Below are 20,779 nucleotides of genomic sequence, written 5' to 3' on the forward strand. Positions count from 1 at the left end.
GGAGGGTTTCGGGGTCCGCCTGTGCAGCTCGCGGGTGGCGCCTTCGGCAGAAGGGAGACGAACGTGGGGTACGTGACGCCAGCGATGCCCGTCGTCCGTCGACTCGTCGAGGGTGTCCCGCGAGGGCCGGATGCGGGAGGGGTCCCGCGGCCGTAGACAACTTCGCGCGCGCGTCAGCCAGACGGGTGCGCGTTGGTCCGAAGCCCCAGGGCCCCTCCCGCACCGCTGCAGGCGATCAGCCGTCGGCTACGGTCTCAGCGTGCCGCTCCGCGTCCTCATCGCCTTCGCCGGCGGCCTCGTCCTGGCAGCCGCGTTCGAGCCGATCGGCCATGCCTGGCTGATGCCCCCCGCGATCGCGGTGCTGGTGCTGTGCGTACGCGGCCTCCCGCCCCGCCGCGCCTGGCTGCCCAGCCTCGCGTTCGGGGTGGCATTCATCTTCGCGGTCATGGTGTGGATGCGATCGGTCGGCACCGACGCGTGGATCGCGATGTGCGCCATGGAGTCGGCGTTCTTCGTGCCCCTCGGCGTGGGTCTCGCGTGGAGCATGCGGGTGCGCGCGTGGCCGGTGCTCACCGCCCTGTGGTGGGTGGGGATCGAGACGCTGCGCAGCGGCTTCCCCTTCAGCGGCATGCCCTTCGGCCGGCTCGTGTTCGCGACCGCCGACACGCCCTGGGCCGACGCGCTGCCGTGGATCGGGATGACCGGCGTCAGCCTCCTCGTCGCCCTCACCGGCACCACGCTGGCGTGGGTGGTCCTGCAGCTGCGCTCACCGTCGCGCTCGACGTACGTCGCGGTGGCCGCCCTGGTCGTCGTCACCCTGGCCCCCGCGCTCGTGCCCTACCCGCTCGAGCGCACCGGCAGCGCCACGGTGGCCGCCGTGCAGGGCGACGTCCCGGGGACCGGTCTCAACGTCCCGGCGGTGCACCGGCAGGTCACGGCCGACCACGCGCGGCTCACCCGCGAGCTCGCCGACGCGGTCGCGGCGGGGGAGCAGCCGCGGCCCGACTTCGTGGTGTGGCCGGAGAACTCCACGGCCGTCGACCCGTTCCGCGACACCGAGGTGCACGGGGAGATCGTCGCCGCCTCCGACGCCATCGACGTCCCGATCCTCGTGGGCGGCACCAACAGCAACCCGCTCGACGACACCCAGGTGCTCAACCAGGGCATCGTCTTCCAGCCCGGACTCGGCAGCGGCGACCGCTACACCAAGCGGCACCCGGTGCCCTACGGCGAGTACATCCCCTTCCGGGGCAGCAGCTGGATGCCCTCGAGCTACGGCCGGCTCACCGAGGTGGCTCGCGACATGGTGCGCGGCACCAGCCTGGAGCCGCTGCGGGCGGGCGACATCCGCGTCGCCGACGCGATCTGCTTCGACGTCGCCTACGACGAGGGCATCGCCGGCCAGGTCGCGCGCGGGGCCGAGCTGGTGACCGTCCAGACCAGCAACGCGATGTTCAGCCGCACCGGCCAGCTCGCCCAGCAGTTCGAGATCAGCCGGCTGCGCGCGCAGGAGACCGGCCGCTGGGTCGTCGTGGCGGCGATCAACGGCATCTCCGGGGTCGTGCGTCCCGACGGCTCCGTGGTCGCCTCGGTGCCCGCACGCGGCCAGGAGGTCCTGGTGGAGGAGATCGGCCTCAGCACGACGATCACCCCCGCGGTCCGCCTCGGCGTCTGGCCCGCCCGACTCGCGCTCGCGTTCCTCGTCCTCCACACGGTCGTGGTCCTCATCGCCTATCGTCGTCGCCGGCAGCGTGACCGCGTCGCCGATCCTCGCCCGGACTCCCCGGCGAGCCCCTGAGCCCTGGAGTGAGGTGCGCACGCGTGAGCGTCGACGGACTCGGCCGCTGCGTGATGGTCGTGCCGACCTACAACGAGTCGGAGAACCTCGCGTGGGTCGTCGGCAGGCTCCGGGCCGCCCAGCCCGGGGTCGACGTGATGGTGGTCGACGACAACAGCCCGGACGGCACCGGCGAGCTCGCCGACCGGCTGGCCGCCGCCGACCCCGCCATCAGCGTGGTGCACCGCACCGAGAAGGCGGGGCTGGGGGCCGCCTACCTGCACGGCTTCGACGTCGCGCTCCGGGCGGGCTACGACGTCGTCGGCGAGATGGACGCCGACGGGTCCCACCAGCCCGAGCAGCTCGAGCGGCTCCTCGACGCGCTGCGCAGCGCCGACCTGGTGATCGGGTCGCGCTACGTGCCCGGCGGCTCGGTGGTCAACTGGCCCCTGCGGCGCCTCCTGCTGTCGCGGGGCGGCAACCTCTACGTCCGGCTGCTGCTCGGGATGCGGGTCAAGGACGCCACCGCCGGCTACCGCGTCTTCCGCCGCACCACCCTCGAGGCGATCGACCTTGCCTCGGTGAGGTCTACTGGATACGTGTTCCAGACCGATCTCGCCCACCGCACCGTGGCGCGTGGCCTCCGGGTCACCGAGGTGCCGATCGACTTCGTCGAGCGTGAGCGCGGGGATTCCAAGATGAGCGGCCAGGTGGCCGGTGAGTCGCTGCGGATGATCACCCGATGGGGACTGTCGCAGCGGTGGTCGCAGCTGCGGGGCAGGTCATGACCCAGCCCTTCCCGGTGTCCCCGCGGCCCCGGCGCCCGCGCCGGTGGCTGCGGCTGCTCCTGGTCGCCGCGTTCGTCGTCGTGCCGCTGGTCGAGATCTGGGTCATCCTGGAGGTCGGCCAGCTCGTCGGACCGTGGTGGACCATCGCGCTGCTCATCCTCGACAGCATGCTCGGCGCGTGGCTGATCCGGCGCGAGGGCGCCCGGGCGTGGGCCGCGCTCCGCGAAGCGCTCTACAGCGGCCGGATGCCCGCGCGGGAGATCGCCGACGGTGCGCTGATCCTCATCGGCGGCACCCTGATGCTCAGCCCGGGATTCGTCCTCGACATCGCGGGCATCATCTTGATCCTGCCCTTCACCCGCCCGGTGGCGCGCCGGCTGCTCACCAAGGTGGTCGAGCGTCGCCTCGTGGTCGCACCGGGCTTCGGCTTCGCGCCCGGCCCGTTCGGGCCCGGGAACGACGGTCGCCCCGGACCGGGGCCCGAAGGCCCGGTGGTCCGGGGCGACGTCGTCGAGTGACGCGTCAGCTGCTCAGCTGACCCGCTTCTTCTTGTTGGCGCGGTGCAGGTGCGCGGGGCCGATCTCGCCGCCGCGCAGCAGCTCGAGGCGCTCCTTGAGGATGTCCTCGAGCTCCTTCTCCGAGCGCCGCTCCAGGAGCATGTCCCAGTGCGTGCGCGCGGGCTTCTCCACCTTCTCCTCGGGGAGGATCCCCGCCGTGCTCAGCCCCTCCGCGCCGCAGCGCGGGCACTCCCACACGGCCGGGATGTCGGCCTCGACCGACATCGTCACCTCGAAGTCGTGACCCTGCTTGCACCGGTAACCGACCTGCTGGCGAGCGGCGAACTCGATGCCGCGCTCGTCCTCGAAACTCTGGCCGCCGAGCCGTGCGCCACGTAGTGTGCGCTCCGCCACCGTGCCCACCTCCATTGGGTTGCTGACACCCGTTGTGTTGTGTTCGGGTTTCTCCGGTGCAACGAGCCAGGACCGTGATGGTGACGTCGCTTGTGACGACGCGGCTCGCCTGCACCGAACTCCTACGATCTTCAACGGTAGCGGGGTCGCTCCAATTCCGCGGATTTCCCGCGGCACCCGCCACGCTCAGGCGTGACGGAATGCACCCCCAGGGGTGGATCCGCTCCGGGCCCCGGCGATCGGTCCCGGACGAGGCTCAGATGACCGCCGGCATGTCGTTGCCGGCGTCGCGGATTCCCTTGGCGGTGTCGACGCGCATCAGCAGGAGCCCACCCACGACGAAGAAGATGATCAGCGCGAAGATCGCCGGACGGTAGGAGTCGGTGAAGGTGTAGACGAGGCCGAAGACGAGCGTGCCGAACCACGAGGTGCCGCGCTCCATCGCGTGGTAGAAGCTGAAGAACTCCGCCTCCTTGCCGCGCGGGATCAGCAGCGAGAAGTAGGAGCGGGCCAGCGCCTGCGTGCCGCCCAGGACCAGCCCGATCGCGGCGCCGAGCACGAGCAGCGGGACGAGCGACTTCTCGGGGATGACCAGGCCGGCGGTGACGATGCCCATCCAGATGACCAGGCCGCCGAGGATGGTGTTCTTCGCGCCGCGGCGCGCGGCGATGCGGCCGAAGAGCAGCGCCCCGCCCACCGCGACGAACTGGACCAGCAGGTAGACGCCGAGCATGGTGCCCTGCGGGAAGCCGAGCTCTTCCACGCCGTAGACGGAGGCCTGGCTGATCACGGTCTGGATGCCGTCGTTGAAGAACAGGTAGGCGAGCAGGAACGTCAGCGCGACTGGGTAGTTGCGCAGCTCCTTGAGGGTGATCCAGAGCTGGCCGAAGCTGCGCTGCAGGACGCCTCCCTCGACGGGCTCGACATCGACCGGCGGGTGGTTCTGCAGCCCGCGGTAGGGGATGAAGGTGAACGCCGCCCACCACACGGCGGCCGAGAGCAGGGAGATCCGCACCGCCATGCCCTCGGTGAGGCCGAAGGTGTCGTGCATGCTCACCAGCACGAAGTTGACCGCCAGCAGGAGACCGCCGCCGGCGTAGCCGTAGGCCCAGCCGCGCGAGGACACCCGGTCGCGGTCGGACTCCGTGGAGATGATCGGCAGGATCGAGTCGTTGACCACCGCCGACGCGGCGAAGCACAGGTTGGCCAGGATGAACGTGATCGCGCCGAGCCGCCAGTTGTCGCCGGTCATGAAGAACAGGAGCGCGGCGAAGAACGCGCCGGCCCACGCGAAGCCCGCGAGGAGGTCCTTCTTGCGCGAGGTGCGGTCGGCGACGGCGCCGAGCAGGGGCAGCACGAGCGCGGAGATGAGCGTGGAGAACGTGATGACGTAGGCCGGCAGCGCGCCGGGGGCGATCGACAGCCCGAGCACCGAGACCCGGTCGTCGACCGCGGCCTCCTTCGCGACAGCGATCAGGTAGGGCCCGAAGAGGACGCCGGACACCGTCGTGGCGAAGGCGCTGTTGGCCCAGTCGTAGAAGTACCAGGCCCGCTGCTCCTTGGCCTGCGCCAACGGCGTCAGGTCCGCGATGCCGCCTACCTTGCTCATTCCTCATCCTCCACGTGGCCGTTCCACTGTCCGCGGGCGCGGAGCACGTCCCTGAGTATGTCCGTGCGATCGGTCATGATGCCGTCAACACCACGGTCGAGGAGGGCGTTCATCTCGATCGGGTCGTCGATCGTCCACACGTGCACCTGCAGGCCGGCGGCGTGCGCGCGTCGTACGAGCCCGCGCGAGACGACCAGCACGCGGCCGCGGTGGTGCGGCACCTGCAGCGCGACGGGCCGTCCGCGCGTGAGCCACCGGGCGAGGCGGGCGCTGGGGGAGAGAACGAACGCGACCACCTCGAGGGGGTGCGCCGACGTCGCCACCCGCCCCCGGGTGCGGCGGCGGAACCGCTCGAGCCGGCGGCGGGAGAACGAGCCGACCAGCACCCGGTCCCAGGCCGCACGCTCCTCGACGAACCGGGCCAGCGCCTCCACGGCCCCGTCGGCCTTGAGGTCGAGGTTGAACCGCGTGGCGGGGAACGCGTCGAACAGCTCGGCGAGGGTCGGCACCGGCTCGCTGCCGCCGACGGCCGCGCGCTGCACCTCGGCGTAGGTCGAGTCGGCGATGCTGCCCGTGCGGTCGGTCACCCGGTCGAGGACCGTGTCGTGGAAGGCCAGGAGCACGCCGTCGCTGGTGACGTGGACGTCGGTCTCCAGATAGGTGTAGCCGAGCTCGACCGCGTGGGCGAAGGCGGTGAGCGTGTTCTCCAGGCCCTCGATCTCCGGGTGGTAGGCACCACCGCGGTGGGCGAACGCGAGCGGTCGGGGCGCGTCGAGGTAGGCAGGGACGCGTGGATGAGGGGATGGCACGCGAGAAGTATGCGGTCAGCGGTACCGTCGAGGGATGGAGAGCATCACGTGTCCCCAGTGCGGTGTCGAGATGGTGGAGCGGACCCACGGCGAGGCCAAGGTCAGCGTGTGCCCCGAGGGGCACGGGGTGTTCCTCGCCCGGGCCGACCTCGGCCTGCTGGTCGAGGCGGAGAACGACTGGCACCGCAACACCGGCCAGCACACCGCGCCGCTCCCGCGCATCACCGCCGACATGACCGCCCCGCCCACCACCGGCCGGGTGTCGCGGGCCTGGGTGGAGACCTTGTTCGGCTGACGCCGAGGGGCGGACCTCCGCGGCTCAGATGTCGCGGAAGGTCTCGATGTTGGCGCCCAGCTCGTTGAGCCGCTCGGCCAGGTCCTCGTAACCACGGTGGATGACGTAGGTCGAGCGCAGCACGCTGCGGCCCTTGGAGGCGAGCATCGCGATGAGCAGCACGACGGCGGGGCGCAGGGCGGGCGGGCAGACGATCTCCGCTCCGGAGAAGTGCGTCGGGCCGTCGACGAGCACGCGGTGCGGGTCGAGCAGCTTGACCTGCGCGCCGAGCTTGTTGAGCTCGGTGAGGTAGATCGCCCGGTTCTCGTAGACCCAGTCGTGCAGCAGCGTCTGCCCCTCGGCGACCGCGGCGATGACCGCGAAGAAGGGCAGGTTGTCGATGTTGAGCCCGGGGAACGGCATCGGGTGGATCTTGTCGAGCGGCGCCCGCAGCTCGGACGGGTGCGTGGTGATGTCGACCAGGCGGGTCTCGCCGTTGAGCGCCACGTACTCCGCCGAGCGGTCGTAGCGGAAGCCCATCTCCTCCAGGATCGCCAGCTCGAGCTCGAGGAACTCGATCGGCGCCCGGCGGATGGTGATCTCGGACTTGGTGACGATCGCGGCGGCGAGCAGCGACATCGCCTCGATGGGGTCCTCCGACGGCGCGTAGTCGACGTCCACGTCGATCGACGCGCGGCCGGTGATGCGCAGGGTGGTGGTGCCGACGCCCTCGACCTCGACGCCGAGCTTGCGCAGGTAGAAGCAGAGGTCCTGGACCATGTAGTTGGACGAGGCGTTGCGGATCACGGTCGTGCCGGGGTGGAGCGCGGCGGCCATCAGCGCGTTCTCGGTGACGGAGTCGCCGCGCTCGGTGAGCACGATCGGTCGCTCCGGCTCGATCGCACGGTTGACGCTGGCGTGGTAGGCGCCGTCGGTCGCCTTGACGTCGAGGCCGAACGGCCGCAGGGCGGCCATGTGCGGCTCGACCGTGCGCTCGCCCAGGTTGCACCCGCCGGCGTAGGGCAGCTCGAACTCGTCGGTGCGGTGGAGCAGCGGGCCGAGGAACATGATCACCGAGCGGGTCCGGCGGGCGGCTCCCTCGTCGATCGCGGCGAGGTTGAGCTCGGCCGGCGGGATGATCTCGAGGTCGTTGTCGGTGTTGAGCCACCGCGTGGCGACGCCGAGCGAGTTGAGCACCTCGAGGAGACGGTTGACCTCCTCGATCCGGGCGACCTTGCGCAGCGTCGTACGGCCGCGGTTGAGCAGTGAGGCGCACAGCAGCGCGACGCCGGCGTTCTTGGAGGTCTTGACGTCGATCGATCCGGAGAGCGTGGTCGGGCCCTCGACGCGCAGGTGGGTCGGCCCGGCGCCGAGGGCGACGATCTCGGAGTCGAGGGCCGCACCGATGCGGGCGAGCATCTCGAGGGACAGGTTCTGGTGGCCCTTCTCGATGCGGTTGATCGCGCTCTGGCTCGTGCCGAGCAGCTCGGCCAGCTGGTGCTGGGTGAGCCCACGGTGCTTGCGCGCGTCGCGGATGAGGTTGCCGATCCGGCCCTTGTAGTCAGCCATGTCCAACACGGTATCTCAGATATGAGATAGCGCCACTCGGCGCGCGCCGGCCCCCCTCCCAAGGGCGGGGAAGGCGCTTCGGCCGCGTGGCAGGATCGGCGCCATGCGTGCCACGACGATCCATGCGCCCGGTGACATCCGCTTCGAGGAGGTGCCCGATCCGCGCATCGAGGAGCCCACTGACGCGGTGGTGAAGGTGGTCGCGGGCTGCATCTGCGGCTCGGACCTCTGGCCCTACCGCGGCGAGAACAAGATCCAGGCCGGCTCGACGATCGGTCACGAGTGCATCGGCATCGTCGAGGAGGTCGGCTCGGAGGTGTCGAGGACCAAGGTCGGCGACTTCGTCATCGTGCCGTTCTGCCACTGCGACAACACGTGCGCCCACTGCCGCGCGGGCGTGCAGTCGGCGTGCGTCAACCTCGGGGGCACCTCGAGCGGGCAGGGGGAGTACGCCCGGGTGACCCAGGCCGACGGCAGCCTGGTGGCCACCGACGGGATGCCCGACGACGACCTGATCCCGTCCCTGCTCGCGCTCACCGACGTGATGGCCACCGGCTGGCACGCGGCGGTCGCGGCCGGCGTGCAGCCCGGCCACACGGTGGTGGTCGTCGGTGACGGCGCGGTGGGGCTCAGCGGGGTGCTGGCCGCCGCGCAGATGGGTGCCGAGCGGGTCGTCGCGATGTCGCGCCACGCGCCGCGCCAGGAGATCGCCCGGGCCTTCGGCGCCACCCACGTCGTCGCCGAGCGCGGCAAGGAGGGCGAGGCCCGCATCGCCGACCTCACCGACGGCATCGGCGCCGACGCCGTCCTGGAGTGCGTGGGCACCGACGCCGCGATGAAGACCGCGTTCACGGTCGCCCGGCCGGGCTCCACCGTGGGCTTCGTGGGCGTGCCGCACGGCGTGGAGCTGCCGGTGCGCCGGATGTTCCAGAAGAACGTCGGCCTCGCCGGCGGGATGGCGCCCGTGCGTCGCTACCTGCCCGACCTGCTCGAGCGGGTGCTCTCGGGCGCGATCGACCCCGGGCGGGTGTTCGACCTGACGCTGCCCATGGCCGCGGTCGCCGACGGCTACCGCGCCATGGACGAGCGCCGCGCGATCAAGGTGCTGCTGCGCCCATGAGCCGGTCGGACGGCCGGCTGCTGCTGGGGCCGCTGCTGCGCTACGTCGACGAGACCTCGGCCTCGGTCTGGGTCGAGACCGACGCCCCCGGCACGGTCAGCGTCGTCCGCGGCGCCGCCACCGCGAGCGCGCCGACGTTCCTGGTCCACGGCCACCACTACGCCCTGGTCGAGCTCGACGGGCTCGAGCCGGGCACGACCGAGGCCTACACCGTGGCCGTCGACGGCGAGCAGGCGTGGCCCCCGGCCGGGTCGCCGTTCCCCGACCCGGTGATCGCCACCCTCGAGGCGGGCCGCCCCCTCCACCTCGCGTTCGGCTCGTGCCGCACGTCGGTGGCGCACGACGCGAAGGGCAACCGCTCGCACGGCGTGGACGCGCTGCGCGCCTGGGCGCTGCGCGTGGGGGGCCAGGTCGAGCCGGCCGACCCCGACGACCCCGACCTCACCCCGGACCGGCTGCCCGACCTGGTGCTGTTCCTGGGCGACCAGGTCTACGCCGACGACACCACCGACGCGATGCGGGAGTTCATCGAGTCGCGCCGCGACATCGACGAGCCGCCGTGGACCGAGCTGCAGGACTACGAGGAGTACGCCCACCTCTACCGGCTCGCGTGGTCCGACCCGGCCAACCGCTGGCTGTTGTCGACCGTGCCGAGCGCGATGATCTTCGACGACCACGACATCCGCGACGACTGGAACACCTCGCTGGAGTGGCGCCGCGAGATGGAGGCCACGTCGTGGTGGCACGGCCGGATCGTGGCCGGCCTCGGGTCCTACTGGGTCCACCAGCACCTCGGCAACCTCGCGCCCGCCGACCGCGAGGTCGACGAGGTGTACGGCCTCGTGCGGGCGCACCGCGGCCAGGACGAGCAGGACCTCGGCCCGCTCCTCGACGCCTTCGCGGCCCGGGTCGACCAGCAGCCCGAGACCTACCGCTGGAGCTTCGCCCGCGAGTACGACACCCAGGCCCGCCTCGTCGTCGTCGACTCGCGGGCCGCCCGCCGGCTCGACCCGGACCACCGCGCGATGCTCGACCCCTCCGAGGCTGCCTGGCTCGACGAGCAGCTGCGCGGAGACGTCGACCACCTGCTCATCGGCACGTCGCTGCCCTTCCTGCTGGCCCGCGGGCTCCACCACCTCGAGGCGTTCAGCGAGGCGCTCGCCCGCGGGGCATGGGGCGAGCGGGCCGGCCGGCTCGGGGAGAAGGCGCGTCAGCTGGTCGACCTCGAGCACTGGGGAGCGTTCCAGACGAGCTTCCAGGAGGTCGCCCGGCAGGTGATGGAGGTCGCGGCCGGCAAGCGGGGCAGGGCGCCGTCCACGGTGACGTTCCTCTCCGGCGACGTGCACCACAGCTATGTCAGCCAGGCACGTCCGGTCCACGGCGGGCCGGAGCTGGGGTCGACGATCCTGCAGGCCGTCTGCTCGCCGATGCGCAACCCGCTCGCGCGCGGCCTGAGGCTCGCGACGGCCGTGCTGTCCTACGGCGTGGCCGGGCCGGCAGGTCGGCTGGCAGCGAGGTCGGCGCGGGTCCCCGACACCCCCTTCACGTGGACCTACGCCGAGGGGCCGTGGTTCGACAACAACCTGGCGTTCCTCGACCTGGCCGGGCCGAGCCTGCGCATGTGGTGGGTCACCGGTGAGGTCGTCGGCGACCACGAGCGTCCGCGGCTGGCCAAGGTGGAGTCCTACGCGCTCGACGAGGACGGCAACCCGCCACCGCTGGAGGGCGTGGCGTCGAGGGTGCGCCGCCGGATCGCGCGGCGCGCGAACGGCGACCTGGTCCGTGAGCGGTGAGGGCGGGTCAGGCGTTGCTGAGCCTGCGGTCGCGCCCGTGGACGCAGTCGCAGGTGTCCGAGCACGGCAGGTAGGTGTGCCGGCCGTGGCCGCAGCCGGTGCACGGGAGGTCGTGCGAGAGGTGGACCGAGCTGGCCTCGACGGTGTCCCACATGCTCTCGAGGGTGGCACCGCACGCGGGCTCGCGGACCCGAATGCTGCGGAATGCCCGATCTGGGGCACGGAATGGCCCGTTCGGGCCATGGGCGTGTGGCCCGTCCGTCCCGCACCGGCGCCCTAGGATCGCCGCATGGGCGCGCGGACCGGTCACGACCTCACGCCGCAGCAGGCCCGGCGCATCGCCGTGCGCGCCCAGCTGCTCGCGGAGCCGCGGCCCGACGACGTGCTCGACGTGGTGCGGCACCTCGGGTTCCTGCAGGTCGACCTGACCCGCGTCGTGGCACCTCACGCCGACCTCGCCCTGTGGACCCGGCTGGGTGGCTCGTACGAGCCCGAGGACCTCGAGGACCTCGTCGGCGACGGCGCGCTCGTCGAGGTCAGGGGCATGCTGCTGCCCAGCGAGGACGTGGCTCTGCTGCGCGCCGACATGGACGCGTGGCCGGGGGACCCGCCGTTGAAGGAGTGGCAGGAGGACCTCGCGGACTGGGTGGCCGCCAACGACGGCTGCCGCCGCGACATCCTCGCGCTGCTGCGCTCGGAGGGACCGACGCCCGCGCGCGACCTGCCCGACACCTGCGAGGTGCCGTGGCGCTCCACCGGTTGGACCAACGACAAGAACGTGATGAAGCTCCTCGAGTGCATGGAGGGCCGCGGGGAGGTCGCGGTCGCCTCGCGCGAGGGCAGGGAGCGGCGGTGGGACCTCGCCGAGCGGGTCCACCCCGGCGACCCGGCGGTGCCGGCGGAGGAGGCCCACCGCACGCTCGCCCGCCGGCGGCTCCGCGCGCTCGGCATCGCGCGCCCACGCGCCCTCGAGGCGTGGGACGAGCGCTACGACGTCCGCGACACGGGTGAGCCGGCGCGCGTCGAGGGCGTTCGCGGCCAGTGGCGCGTCGACCCGGACCTGCTGGTCGACCTCGACGACTTCGCCGGACGCACCGCGATCCTCTCGCCGCTCGACCGGGTGGTCTTCGACCGCAAGCGGATGGAGGACCTGTTCGCCTTCGACTACCAGCTGGAGATGTACAAGCCCGCGGCGAAACGGCAGTGGGGCTACTGGGCGATGCCGGTGCTCGACGGCGAGGATCTGGTCGGCAAGGTCGACGCCACCGCCGAGCGCGACGCCGGCGTGCTCGTGGTGGACGCCGTGCACGAGGACGGCAGCTGGTCGGCGGCCCGCCGGCGGCGGGTCGAGGCGGAGATCGCCGCGCTGGGGGAGTGGCTGGGGCTCGAGGTCGTCCGCCGGTGAGCTCGCTGCGCGGACCGACCCGAGGCGGTCAACGCCGGAGGAGCCGGCGCAGCTCCTCCGTCGTGTCCTCGGTCCACCCGTCGGGCCGCACGAGCTGAACCCACGCCGCCGCGTGCTCGCCGGAGAAGTTGTGGCCGTGGCCCGGCTCGGTGTCGAAGGCCATCGCGAGATCGCCCGAGACCTGGAAGAACGTCACGAGCGGCACCCAGCGCATGCCGCCCGGGACGTCGGCGCCGCGTTCGTCCTCCAGCCAGTCGGGTCGTCGGAGGAGCAGGTCGGGACTCCACCACGTGACCGGGTCGGAGGCGTGCTGGAGATAGAGCACGCGGCTGCCCTCCCACGGACGGTCGGCAGGCGGCGGGCTCTCGGCCCGCGTGGCGAACCGGACGACGCGCCCGTCGCGGTACACCGGCTCGATCTGGGGCGAGCCGGGATCGCGGTCGGCGGACAGCTCGCCCCACAGCCGGTTGAAGCTCGGCGGGCCCACGAAGAGGGCGCCGGTCGTGCGGTTGGCCAGGTCGAACTCGCCGCTGAACGCCTCCTCGGCGCCGAAGGAGCCCAGGCTCTCACCGAAGACGTAGAGCCGCGGCCGGTCGTCGGGCGGGAGCGCCGTCCACCGCTGGTAGACCGCATCGAACAGCCCGCGCCCGGCCTCGCGGGCCCGCTGGGCGTCGACGACGAACGACAGCCAGGACGGGAGGTGGGAGTACTGCATCGCGACGATCGCGGAGTCGCCGCCGGTGACGTACTCGAACCCGGCGGCCGCGCTCGGCTCGACCCAGCCGGTGCCGGTCGTGGTGACCACGAGCAGGTGCTCGCGGTCGAACCCGCCCGCGCGCTCGAGGTCGTCGACGGCGAGCTCCGCGCGCTCCTCGGCGTCGTCGGCGTTGCCGAGCCCGGCGAAGGCGCGGATCGGGTCCATCGCGGCCGTCCCCACGACGTCCTCGATCTGCTCCGCGGTCGGGCCGCCGGCCACGAAGACGCGGCCCTCACGGCCCAGGTCGTCCCAGCCGACGAGCGACTCGGCGCTGCCCGAGCGCAGCGCGGATTCGGGCCGTCGCGCCGAGGAGGGCGTCGTCAGGTCGCCGACGGCGAACGACGCGTCGAGGGCGCGCAGGCCGGCGTCGGCGAGCACCCCGCTCACCAGCGTGACCCCGAGGCCGACCACGACGAGCACCCCCAGGGCCTGGGCCGCCTTCGGCCCGATCCGGCGCTGGAGCAGCCGGACGAGGCGCCGGGTCAGCGCCCGCAGCCCTCGCGCCGCGACGAGCACGAGCCCGGCGACGAGCACCGCGATCACCGGCACGAGCAGCACGGACGCGACGGGCGTGGGCTCGCTGCCGGCGAGGCGGTGGGCCTCCCGCTGCCACCGGGCGCCGAGGAGCAGCATCACGATCCCGCCCACCGCGCCGACCACGGCCAGCGCGGTCGTCGCCCAGCGCGGCCAGGCGCGCCGCGGCCGGTCCCGCACCGCGCTCCAGCACCACGAGCAGAGCACGCCGAGGCCGTAGCCCGCGGCCGCGGCGACACCCGTGACGATGCCCTGGAACAGCGGCGGGCGGGGGAGCAGGGACGGCGTCAGCGAGACGGCGGCGAGCAGCAGCGCCCCGGCGACTCCCGGGGGCACCAGCGCGAGCCGGCGCGCGGACGTCCGCGCGAGCGTGTCCAGTCGTGCGAGGGCCGCGCCGGTGGCGTCGCCTGCCATCGGGCACCTCCTGCCCGTCACGGCGAGGTGCCCGCGACGGGCTCCTCGCACCCAGACGGACTATCCCACACCCCGTCCGCGCGGGTCACCGTCGCGCGGTCCGACCGACGGGTCGGCCTGACGGTCCATCAAGGTATGCAGGCCAACCCGCACTTCCCAGCGTGAGCTCAACGAGGGAAGTGCCGGTCCAGCGACATACCTTGATGAACCGTCGGCGGCGGCGGCGCGGAGACGGGCCTACTCGTCCAGCGGGAGCCCGAGCGCCGCGGCCAGCGCGTGGGGGTCGGCCACCGAGAGCGTGACGCCGGGGTGGGTGATCGTGCCGGTCGGGTCGATGGCGGGGACCGCGTCGTGGAACGTGAGGCAGAGCGCACGCTCGCCGTTGGTCGTGAAGGAGACGCCGCGGTCGGCGGCCGACAGGTGGGCGGGGCCGGCGGTCTTGAGCCACGAGAAGCCGCCGGAGAGCTGCGCGCCGGCCAGGTTGGCGCGCGGGGTGACCAGGCGCCAGGGGCCGAAGCGGACGTAGAGCCACTGGGGGCCCACCTCCACCGCGGTGCTGGCCGGGGTGACGCCGAAGGCGCGCGCCGGGGTGACGTAGGACGGCGCGAAGGCGAAGTCGAACGCCTCGACCGCCTCGGGGGAGCCCTGGCCGCCGGGCTCGCGCACGAGGCCGCGCAGGGCGGCGGCCGCCGGCACCCGGTAGGGCTGGAGCACCGCGGCCGAGGGACCGGGCACCCGGAGCAGGGCCCGGCTGGCACCGCCCGGTGCGGGCAGGACGTGGTGGTCCATCGTCGTGGTGACGGCACCGCGCCCGGCGCGCCAGCTCCACGACCGCAGCCCGGGGTCGACGCGGACGACCTCGAAGTCGACGGCCACCCCGGCCGGGCCGTGCACCCGGCCGGTGGTGCCGGGCGCCAGGACGTCGTCGGACGACTCGACGTCGCGGATCAGCGGTGCCCACGACGACCATGTCGCGGGGGTGGTGAAACGGCGCCACGCCTCGTCGGCGGCGGCGGGACCGTGCGCGTCGACGAGCATGGCGCCGCCCTCAGAGCTGGACGGTGTCGTTGTCGCCCAGGTCGGGCTGGGCGTCGGTGACGAGCCCCTTGGCCACCTGGACCACGAGGGAGACCTTCCCAGGCGACTCCCAGTACTCGGCCGTGTCGCCGTCGATGCGCAGCAGCACGCTCTCGGGATCGTCGGGCCCGCCCGACATGAAGGCGCCGGCGGACGCGTCCCACAGCTCGCGCAGCTTGGCGCGGTCGTGGCTGAGGTGAGCGGTGCCGGGCAGCGAGACCCAGCCGGCCTTGCTGGAGTAGGAGACGTTGACCCGCGGGTCGGCCTCGATCGCGCGCACCTTGTCGCTGCTGCGCTCGGTGATGAACCAGGTGGTGCCTGGCTCCTCGAAGTCCTGGGTGCCCATGGGCATGGACACCAGCCGGCCGTCGAGCGACACGTAGGTCAGCACGGCGATGTCGGTCTTGTCCATGATCTCGGCCACGGTGGCGGTCTGGTCGTCGTGAGTCCTCATCTCCCGACAGTGACACGCGTCGCCAATCCGGCACCCCACCCAGGAGGCTGGTGCGGTCACAGCGGCGGCGCGCGGGCCGTCGTACTGGCAGGATTGCCCCGGCACTGCAGGGGCACGAGGCCCGTTCCGCCGGGTCCGCGACCAGACAGGGGAGACGCAGAGCATGACGACCACGCACCCGGCCGACGACCACGCGCTGATCAGGGTCGAAGGGGCCCGGGAGAACAACCTCAAGAACGTCAGTGTCGAGCTGCCCAAGCGGCGGCTGACCGTCTTCACCGGGGTCTCCGGCTCCGGCAAGAGCTCGCTCGTCTTCGCGACCATCGCGGCGGAGTCGCAGCGGATGATCAACGAGACCTACAGCGCGTTCGTGCAGGGCTTCATGCCGAGCCTCGCCCGGCCCGACGTCGACCACCTCGAGGGACTCACCACCGCGATCATCGTCGACCAGGAGCGGATGGGCGCCAACCCCCGCTCGACCGTCGGCACCGCCACCGACGCCAACGCGATGCTGCGGATCCTCTACAGCCGCCTCGGCGACCCCTACGTCGGCCCGCCGACCGCGTACTCCTTCAACGTCCCCACGCGGAAGGCGAGCGGGATGATGACCACCGAGAAGGGCGGGCGCACCGAGCGCCAGGTCGTCAAGCAGGAGGTCTACCTCGGCGGCATGTGCCCGCGCTGCGAGGGCATGGGCAAGGTCAACGACATCGACCTGACGGCGCTCTACGACGCGGAGAAGTCGCTCGACGACGGCGCCCTCACCGTGCCCGGCTACTCGATGGACGGGTGGTACGGCCGGCTCTTCGAGGGCATGGGGCTGCCGATGGACAAGCCCATCAAGTCGTTCACCAAGAAGCAGCTCGAGACGATGCTGTGGTCGGAGCCGACCAAGATCAAGGTCGAGGGCGTCAACCTCACCTTCACCGGGATGATCCCGCAGATCCAGAAGTCGATGCTCTCCAAGGACCCCGAGGCGATGCAGCCGCACATCCGGCGGTTCGTCGACCGCGCGGTCACCTTCCAGACCTGCCCGGAGTGCGGGGGCACGCGGCTCACCCCCGAGGCCCGGAAGTCCACGATCAGGGGCAGGTCGATCGCCGACCTGTGCGAGATGCAGATCAGCGACCTCGCCGAGTGGGTGCGCGAGCTCGACGAGCCGTCGGTGGCACCGCTGCTCAAGGGCCTGCAGCACCTGCTCGACTCGTTCTCCGAGATCGGGCTGGGCTACCTCTCCCTCGACCGCCCGGCCGGCACGCTGTCGGGCGGCGAGGCCCAGCGCACCAAGATGATCCGGCACCTCGGGTCGTCGCTGACCGACGTCACCTACGTCTTCGACGAGCCCACCATCGGGCTGCACCCGCACGACATCGAGCGGATGAACAACCTGCTGCTGCAGCTGCGCGACAAGGGCAACACCGTGCTGGTCGTCGAGCACAAGCCGGAGACGATCGCGATCGCCGACCACGTCGTCGACATCGGGCCCGACGCGGGCGCCGCGGGCGGCACCATCTGCTTCGAGGGCGACGTCGACGGCCTCCGCGCCAGCGACACGATCACCGGCCGGCACCTCGACGACCGGGCGCGGCTCAAGGAGTCGGTGCGCGAGGCCACCGGCGCGATGGAGGTGCGGGGCGCCTCGACCCACAACCTGCGCGACGTCGACGTCGACATCCCGCTCGGCGTGCTGACCGTGGTCACCGGTGTCGCCGGATCGGGCAAGAGCTCGCTCGTCCACGGCTCGCTGGCCGGCCGCGACGAGGTGATCGTCATCGACCAGGGCGCGATCAAGGGCTCGCGGCGCAGCAACCCGGCGACCTACACCGGCCTGCTGGAGCCGATCCGCAAGGCCTTCGCCAAGGCGAACGGCGTCAAGCCCGCCCTCTTCAGCTCCAACTCCGAGGGGGCGTGCCCGACCTGCAACGGCGCGGGCGTGATCTTCACCGAGCTCGGCCCGATGGCGACCGTCGAGTCGCCGTGCGAGGAGTGCGAGGGGCGCCGCTTCAAGGCGGAGGTCCTCGAGCACACCCTCGGCGGCAAGGACATCGCCGAGGTGCACGAGATGTCGGTGGTCGACGCCCGCGCCCACTTCAGCGAGGGGGAGGCCCGGATCCCGGCCGCCGTGAAGATCCTCGAGCGGCTGGTCGACGTCGGGCTGGGCTACCTCTCGCTGGGCCAGCCGCTCACCACGCTGTCGGGCGGGGAGCGCCAGCGCCTCAAGCTGGCCACGCAGATGGGCGAGAAGGGCGACGTCTACATCCTCGACGAGCCCACCACCGGCCTGCACCTCGCCGACGTGGCCAACCTCCTCGGCCTTCTCGACCGCCTCGTCGACTCCGGCAAGTCGGTCATCGTCATCGAGCACCACCAGGCGGTGATGGCCCACGCCGACTGGGTCATCGACCTCGGCCCCGGCGCGGGCCACGACGGCGGCACGATCGTCTTCGAGGGACCACCCGCCGAGATGGTGGCGGCCGAGGAGCCCACCCTCACCGGCAAGCACCTGGCCGCCTACGTGGGCGCCTGAGGCGGCGGCCGGGTCAGCGCAGGTGCTCGACGGCGCGCCGACCGAGGACGACCAGCTCCATCCTGGGTGGGACGGCGAACCAGTAGCGGACGTCAAGCACCGACACGGTGCGCCCGACTCGCACGGCGAGCACGCGATCGAAGTAGGACTCGCCCTCCCACGGTCCGGTGGAGACGATGAGCATCCCGGCGGACTCGTCCCCGAGCGTGCGGGGGAACCAGGCGCGCTTCTCGATGTGCCACTGATCCCCGTCGATGATGACGTCGGACTCGCCCACGCAGCGCCTGCTGAAGGTCCGATAGCGATCCACGAGGGCGCGCGCCTCGCGGGTGGAGTGGAAGCGGACGACGGTCTGCTCGACATCACGCACCGACGGAGGCCGCTCGTCGGCGTAGACGCTGCCCTGGATCCGGCTGGCGCCGCTGACCTCTGCTGCTCGGTCGACGCACCTGTGGGGTGCGAGGACGGGGGAGCGCCGCACCTTCACGCGGCTGGAGAGCAGGTAGCCGTAGATGGCTTGGTACTCATCCAACGTCAGGAGGTGCCGGCGCTGCAGCGGCCGAGGTGGCTCCTCCGCAGCGACGACCGGCGCAGGGACCAGCAGCGTCACGAGGACGGCCAGGGCGACCAGCACGCTGCGCATCCGACCAGCATGCGCCCCGACCCCTCCCACCAGCAACGGCCGGCTGGGCCCCGGCGTTCTCACCGCGTGAGCACCACCAGCCGCTGCGTCGCACGGGTCATCGCGACGTAGCGGTCGACCGCGCCCGTCACGCCGTCGCCCAGCCCGTCGGGATCGACCAGCACGACCAGGTCGAACTCGAGGCCCTTGACCAGCTGCGGTGACAGCGAGCGGACGCGCGCCGAGTCGGCGTAGGTCGGATCACCGACCACGACGGCGGTGCCCTCGGCGTGCTCGGCGAGCCACGCGCCGATGATGGCGTCGCGCTCCTCGACGGGCGCGTGGAGGACCGGGATCCCGCTCTCGCGGATCGACGTGGGGACGTTGGCCTCCGGGAGCGCGGCCCGGATGACCGGCTCCGCCTCGGCCATCACCTCGGCGGGAGTGCGGTAGTTGACCGTCAGCGGCGCCACGGTGACCTCGGGCAGACCGACCCGCGCCAGGCGCTCGGCCCACGACTCGCCGAAGCCGTGGCGCGCCTGCGCACGGTCGCCGACGATCGTGAGGCTGCGCGAGGGGCAGCGCCGCAGCAGCATCGCCCACTCGGCGTCGCTGAGCTCCTGCGCCTCGTCGACCACGATGTGGGCGAACGGACCGGCCAGGCGGTCCACGTCGGCGTCGGGCAGGGCCGCGTCGTCGACCAGCGCGCTCTGGAGGTCGTCGTGCACGAGCATCGACACCAGCCCCTCGCCGTAGTCGTCGGCACCGGACTCGCGGGCGGTCGTGCGGAGGTCGTCGATCACCCCGTCCATCCGCGCCCGCTCGCGTGCCTCGACGACGGCGGTACGACGCCGACGGTTCGAGGCGTCGGGGTCGCCGAGCCGCAGCCGTGCCGCGTCGAGCAACGGGAGGTCGGCGTCGGTCCAGGCCTCGGGGTCCTCGCGTCGCAGCGCCCGCACCTCGTCGGGAGCCAGCCACGGCGCGCAGTGGCGCAGGTAGGCCGGCACCGTCCACAGGTCGCCGACGAGGTCGGTGTGCTCGATGAGCGGCCAGGCCCGGTCGAACGCGTCGCGCAGCCCTGCATGGCGGTCGAGGACGCGGCGCAGGTCGTCGGGGGAGAGGTCGTCGAGATCGTCGGCCGCCTTGTCCACCAGGACCGTCAGCAGCTCGTCCCACACCTCGTCGCGGGCCAGGTTGTGGGGCGTGCCGGGATCGGAGGAGGCGAACGCCTCCGCCCACTCGGCGGCGGTGATCCGGACGTCCCCCCACGGGGTCTCGACCAGGTAGGACTCCGCCGGCGGCTCCTCGTACAGCGCGACCGCGGGCTGGATCGCCTCGACCATGCGCCGGTCGCCCTTGAGGGCGGCGACACGGGGGTCGGGCTCCGGGCCAGACGTCGCCTCGGGCACGAGGTCACCGATCGTGCACGTCTGCACGCCCTCCTCACCCAGGCTCGGCAGCACGTCGCCGACGTAGACGAGGTAGGGCTGGTGCGGGCCGACGAAGAGCACGCCCCCGCGCCGGTGGCCCAGCCGCGGGTCGGCGTGGAGGAGGTAGGCCGTGCGGTGCAGCGCGACGACGGTCTTGCCCGTGCCGGGACCGCCGTCGACGACCAGCGCGCCACGTGAGCCGGCCCGGATGATGGCGTCCTGGTCGGCCTGGATCGTGGCGAGGACGTCGCGCATGCGGGGCGTACGACTGCCGCCCAGCGTCGCGACGAAGGCCGACTGGTCGTCGAGCGCGGCGCCGTGGCGTAGGGCGTCCTCGGTGAAGGCCTCGTCCCAGTAGTCGACGATCCACCCGCCCGACCAGCGGTAGCGGCGCCGGCTCTCCAGGCCCCGCGGGTGTGCGTGGGTGGCGGCGAAGAAGGGCTCGGCCGCCGGGGAGCGCCAGTCGACGAGCAGCCGCTGCCCGTCGGCGTCCGCGAGCCCGAGGCGCCCGACGTACGTCGGCTCGTCGCGACCCTCGTGCACGATCCGGCCCAGGCAGAGGTCGAGGTCGTAGCGGCGCAGCGCGCGCAGGCGTGACGACAGTCGGTGCACCTCCTGGTCGCGCTCGAGGGCGGCAGTGCCGTGGCGCGCCGGGGCCGCTCGGGCCTCGGCGAGCCTGCCCTCGAGGTCGGCGATCGCCCGCTCGAGCGCGTGGGCGATGCGGGCGAAGTGCGTGCGGTCGCGGTCGATGAGGTCGGGGTCTGCCTTGGCGGTGAGCGCCTCGGGGAGCGCGAAGGGGAAGGTGTCGGGGAGGGCCTCGGGGAGGGCCTCGTGCGGGCGTCCTGGTGGCATCACGCCGTGCAGTGTGGGGGCCGACCGGGGTCTTGCGGCAAGGCCCTCGATGGCCTA

The 20,779-nt window shown here is 72.6% G+C and carries 18 protein-coding genes; 8 read left to right on the forward strand and 10 right to left on the reverse strand.

Features of this window, described 5'->3' with window-relative positions:
* Positions 1-259: 259 nt before the first annotated feature.
* From lnt to JX575_RS09520, 3 genes are read left to right on the forward strand one after another with little or no spacing between them, the layout of a single operon-like run.
* The gene (gene lnt / locus JX575_RS09510) at positions 260-1,798 is read left to right on the forward strand and encodes an apolipoprotein N-acyltransferase (protein ID WP_186342177.1); all 1,539 of its coding nucleotides are present in this window, start codon (positions 260-262) and stop codon (positions 1,796-1,798) included.
* A gap of 23 nt (positions 1,799-1,821) precedes the next feature.
* Positions 1,822-2,565 carry a polyprenol monophosphomannose synthase gene (locus JX575_RS09515; protein WP_241005408.1) on the forward strand — a complete coding sequence of 248 codons (744 nt, stop codon included), beginning with the start codon at positions 1,822-1,824 and terminating at the stop codon, positions 2,563-2,565.
* Positions 2,562-3,083: an FxsA family protein gene (locus JX575_RS09520; RefSeq protein WP_186342178.1), complete on the forward strand. Its 522-nt coding sequence runs from the start codon at positions 2,562-2,564 to the stop codon at positions 3,081-3,083. The genes JX575_RS09515 and JX575_RS09520 overlap by 4 nt, the downstream gene beginning before the upstream one ends.
* A 12-nt stretch (positions 3,084-3,095) precedes the next feature.
* Here JX575_RS09520 and JX575_RS09525 read toward each other — a convergent pair whose 3' ends face one another.
* The 3 genes from JX575_RS09525 to JX575_RS09535 form a co-directional block, all read right to left on the reverse strand.
* Positions 3,096-3,476: an RNA polymerase-binding protein RbpA gene (locus JX575_RS09525; RefSeq protein WP_186342179.1), complete on the reverse strand. Its 381-nt coding sequence runs from the start codon at positions 3,474-3,476 to the stop codon at positions 3,096-3,098.
* Positions 3,477-3,732: 256 nt separating this feature from the next.
* Positions 3,733-5,085 (reverse strand): MFS transporter, encoded by a 1,353-nt coding sequence (locus tag JX575_RS09530; protein WP_186342180.1) that lies wholly within the window; start codon positions 5,083-5,085, stop codon positions 3,733-3,735.
* Positions 5,082-5,894, reverse strand: a complete 813-nt coding sequence (locus tag JX575_RS09535; protein ID WP_186342181.1) for a glycerophosphodiester phosphodiesterase family protein — start codon at positions 5,892-5,894, stop codon at positions 5,082-5,084. The genes JX575_RS09530 and JX575_RS09535 overlap by 4 nt, the downstream gene beginning before the upstream one ends.
* Positions 5,895-5,928: 34 nt before the next feature.
* On the opposite strand from JX575_RS09535, the gene JX575_RS09540 reads away from it, so the two are divergent.
* On the forward strand, positions 5,929-6,189 hold the full coding sequence (locus JX575_RS09540) for a zf-TFIIB domain-containing protein (protein ID WP_186342182.1): 261 nt from the start codon (positions 5,929-5,931) through the stop codon (positions 6,187-6,189).
* 24 nt (positions 6,190-6,213) lie between these two features.
* On the opposite strand, the gene JX575_RS09545 is transcribed toward JX575_RS09540, so the two are convergent.
* Complete coding sequence (locus JX575_RS09545; RefSeq protein ID WP_186342183.1) at positions 6,214-7,737, reverse strand: UDP-N-acetylglucosamine 1-carboxyvinyltransferase; 1,524 nt, start codon at positions 7,735-7,737, stop codon at positions 6,214-6,216.
* Positions 7,738-7,840: 103 nt separating this feature from the next.
* On the opposite strand from JX575_RS09545, the gene JX575_RS09550 reads away from it, so the two are divergent.
* Positions 7,841-8,857 carry a zinc-dependent alcohol dehydrogenase family protein gene (locus tag JX575_RS09550; protein ID WP_186342184.1) on the forward strand — a complete coding sequence of 339 codons (1,017 nt, stop codon included), beginning with the start codon at positions 7,841-7,843 and terminating at the stop codon, positions 8,855-8,857.
* The gene (locus tag JX575_RS09555; protein WP_186342185.1) at positions 8,854-10,650 is read left to right on the forward strand and encodes an alkaline phosphatase D family protein; all 1,797 of its coding nucleotides are present in this window, start codon (positions 8,854-8,856) and stop codon (positions 10,648-10,650) included. The genes JX575_RS09550 and JX575_RS09555 overlap by 4 nt, the downstream gene beginning before the upstream one ends.
* 7 nt (positions 10,651-10,657) lie before the next feature.
* Here the strand turns inward: JX575_RS09555 and JX575_RS09560 are convergent, their stop codons facing one another.
* The gene (locus JX575_RS09560) at positions 10,658-10,804 is read right to left on the reverse strand and encodes a hypothetical protein (protein WP_186342186.1); all 147 of its coding nucleotides are present in this window, start codon (positions 10,802-10,804) and stop codon (positions 10,658-10,660) included.
* A gap of 135 nt (positions 10,805-10,939) precedes the next feature.
* Here JX575_RS09560 and JX575_RS09565 point away from each other — a divergent pair, with 135 nt between their 5' ends.
* A complete protein-coding gene (locus JX575_RS09565) occupies positions 10,940-12,055 on the forward strand; it encodes a crosslink repair DNA glycosylase YcaQ family protein (RefSeq protein WP_186342187.1) in 1,116 nt (371 codons plus the stop codon).
* A gap of 28 nt (positions 12,056-12,083) precedes the next feature.
* On the opposite strand, the gene JX575_RS09570 is transcribed toward JX575_RS09565, so the two are convergent.
* The 3 genes from JX575_RS09570 to JX575_RS09580 all read right to left on the reverse strand — a co-directional run bounded on the left by JX575_RS09570 (position 12,084) and on the right by JX575_RS09580 (position 15,291).
* Complete coding sequence (locus JX575_RS09570; protein WP_186342188.1) at positions 12,084-13,760, reverse strand: alpha/beta-hydrolase family protein; 1,677 nt, start codon at positions 13,758-13,760, stop codon at positions 12,084-12,086.
* Positions 13,761-13,997: 237 nt separating this feature from the next.
* The gene (locus JX575_RS09575; protein WP_186342189.1) at positions 13,998-14,798 is read right to left on the reverse strand and encodes an SRPBCC family protein; all 801 of its coding nucleotides are present in this window, start codon (positions 14,796-14,798) and stop codon (positions 13,998-14,000) included.
* Between the two features lie 10 nt (positions 14,799-14,808).
* Entirely contained in the window at positions 14,809-15,291 is a 483-nt protein-coding gene (locus JX575_RS09580) for a pyridoxamine 5'-phosphate oxidase family protein (RefSeq protein WP_186342190.1), read from the reverse strand.
* Positions 15,292-15,454: 163 nt separating this feature from the next.
* Here JX575_RS09580 and JX575_RS09585 point away from each other — a divergent pair, with 163 nt between their 5' ends.
* Positions 15,455-17,818, forward strand: coding sequence for an excinuclease ABC subunit UvrA (locus JX575_RS09585; protein WP_186342191.1), 2,364 nt, complete (start codon positions 15,455-15,457; stop codon positions 17,816-17,818).
* Between the two features lie 13 nt (positions 17,819-17,831).
* Here JX575_RS09585 and JX575_RS09590 read toward each other — a convergent pair whose 3' ends face one another.
* Both JX575_RS09590 and helR read right to left on the reverse strand, forming a co-directional pair.
* A complete protein-coding gene (locus tag JX575_RS09590; RefSeq protein WP_186342192.1) occupies positions 17,832-18,461 on the reverse strand; it encodes a sensor domain-containing protein in 630 nt (209 codons plus the stop codon).
* 59 nt (positions 18,462-18,520) lie between these two features.
* Positions 18,521-20,722 (reverse strand): RNA polymerase recycling motor ATPase HelR, encoded by a 2,202-nt coding sequence (gene helR / locus JX575_RS09595; RefSeq protein WP_186342327.1) that lies wholly within the window; start codon positions 20,720-20,722, stop codon positions 18,521-18,523.
* Positions 20,723-20,779: the final 57 nt, after the last annotated feature.

This window comes from Nocardioides sp. zg-1228 (assembly GCF_017086465.1).
GTDB lineage: Bacteria > Actinomycetota > Actinomycetes > Propionibacteriales > Nocardioidaceae > Nocardioides.

Coding starts and splice junctions, on each gene's coding strand:
- JX575_RS09520 (WP_186342178.1), top strand. CDS start 2,562: ATGACCCAGCCCTTCCCGGTGTCCCCGCGGCCCCGGCGCCCGCGCCGG.
- JX575_RS09530 (WP_186342180.1), bottom strand. CDS start 5,085: ATGAGCAAGGTAGGCGGCATCGCGGACCTGACGCCGTTGGCGCAGGCC.
- JX575_RS09540 (WP_186342182.1), top strand. CDS start 5,929: ATGGAGAGCATCACGTGTCCCCAGTGCGGTGTCGAGATGGTGGAGCGG.
- JX575_RS09545 (WP_186342183.1), bottom strand. CDS start 7,737: ATGGCTGACTACAAGGGCCGGATCGGCAACCTCATCCGCGACGCGCGC.
- JX575_RS09550 (WP_186342184.1), top strand. CDS start 7,841: ATGCGTGCCACGACGATCCATGCGCCCGGTGACATCCGCTTCGAGGAG.
- JX575_RS09555 (WP_186342185.1), top strand. CDS start 8,854: ATGAGCCGGTCGGACGGCCGGCTGCTGCTGGGGCCGCTGCTGCGCTAC.
- JX575_RS09560 (WP_186342186.1), bottom strand. CDS start 10,804: ATGTGGGACACCGTCGAGGCCAGCTCGGTCCACCTCTCGCACGACCTC.
- JX575_RS09565 (WP_186342187.1), top strand. CDS start 10,940: ATGGGCGCGCGGACCGGTCACGACCTCACGCCGCAGCAGGCCCGGCGC.
- JX575_RS09570 (WP_186342188.1), bottom strand. CDS start 13,760: ATGGCAGGCGACGCCACCGGCGCGGCCCTCGCACGACTGGACACGCTC.
- JX575_RS09575 (WP_186342189.1), bottom strand. CDS start 14,798: ATGCTCGTCGACGCGCACGGTCCCGCCGCCGCCGACGAGGCGTGGCGC.
- JX575_RS09580 (WP_186342190.1), bottom strand. CDS start 15,291: ATGAGGACTCACGACGACCAGACCGCCACCGTGGCCGAGATCATGGAC.
- JX575_RS09585 (WP_186342191.1), top strand. CDS start 15,455: ATGACGACCACGCACCCGGCCGACGACCACGCGCTGATCAGGGTCGAA.
- JX575_RS09590 (WP_186342192.1), bottom strand. CDS start 18,461: ATGCGCAGCGTGCTGGTCGCCCTGGCCGTCCTCGTGACGCTGCTGGTC.
- helR (WP_186342327.1), bottom strand. CDS start 20,722: ATGCCACCAGGACGCCCGCACGAGGCCCTCCCCGAGGCCCTCCCCGAC.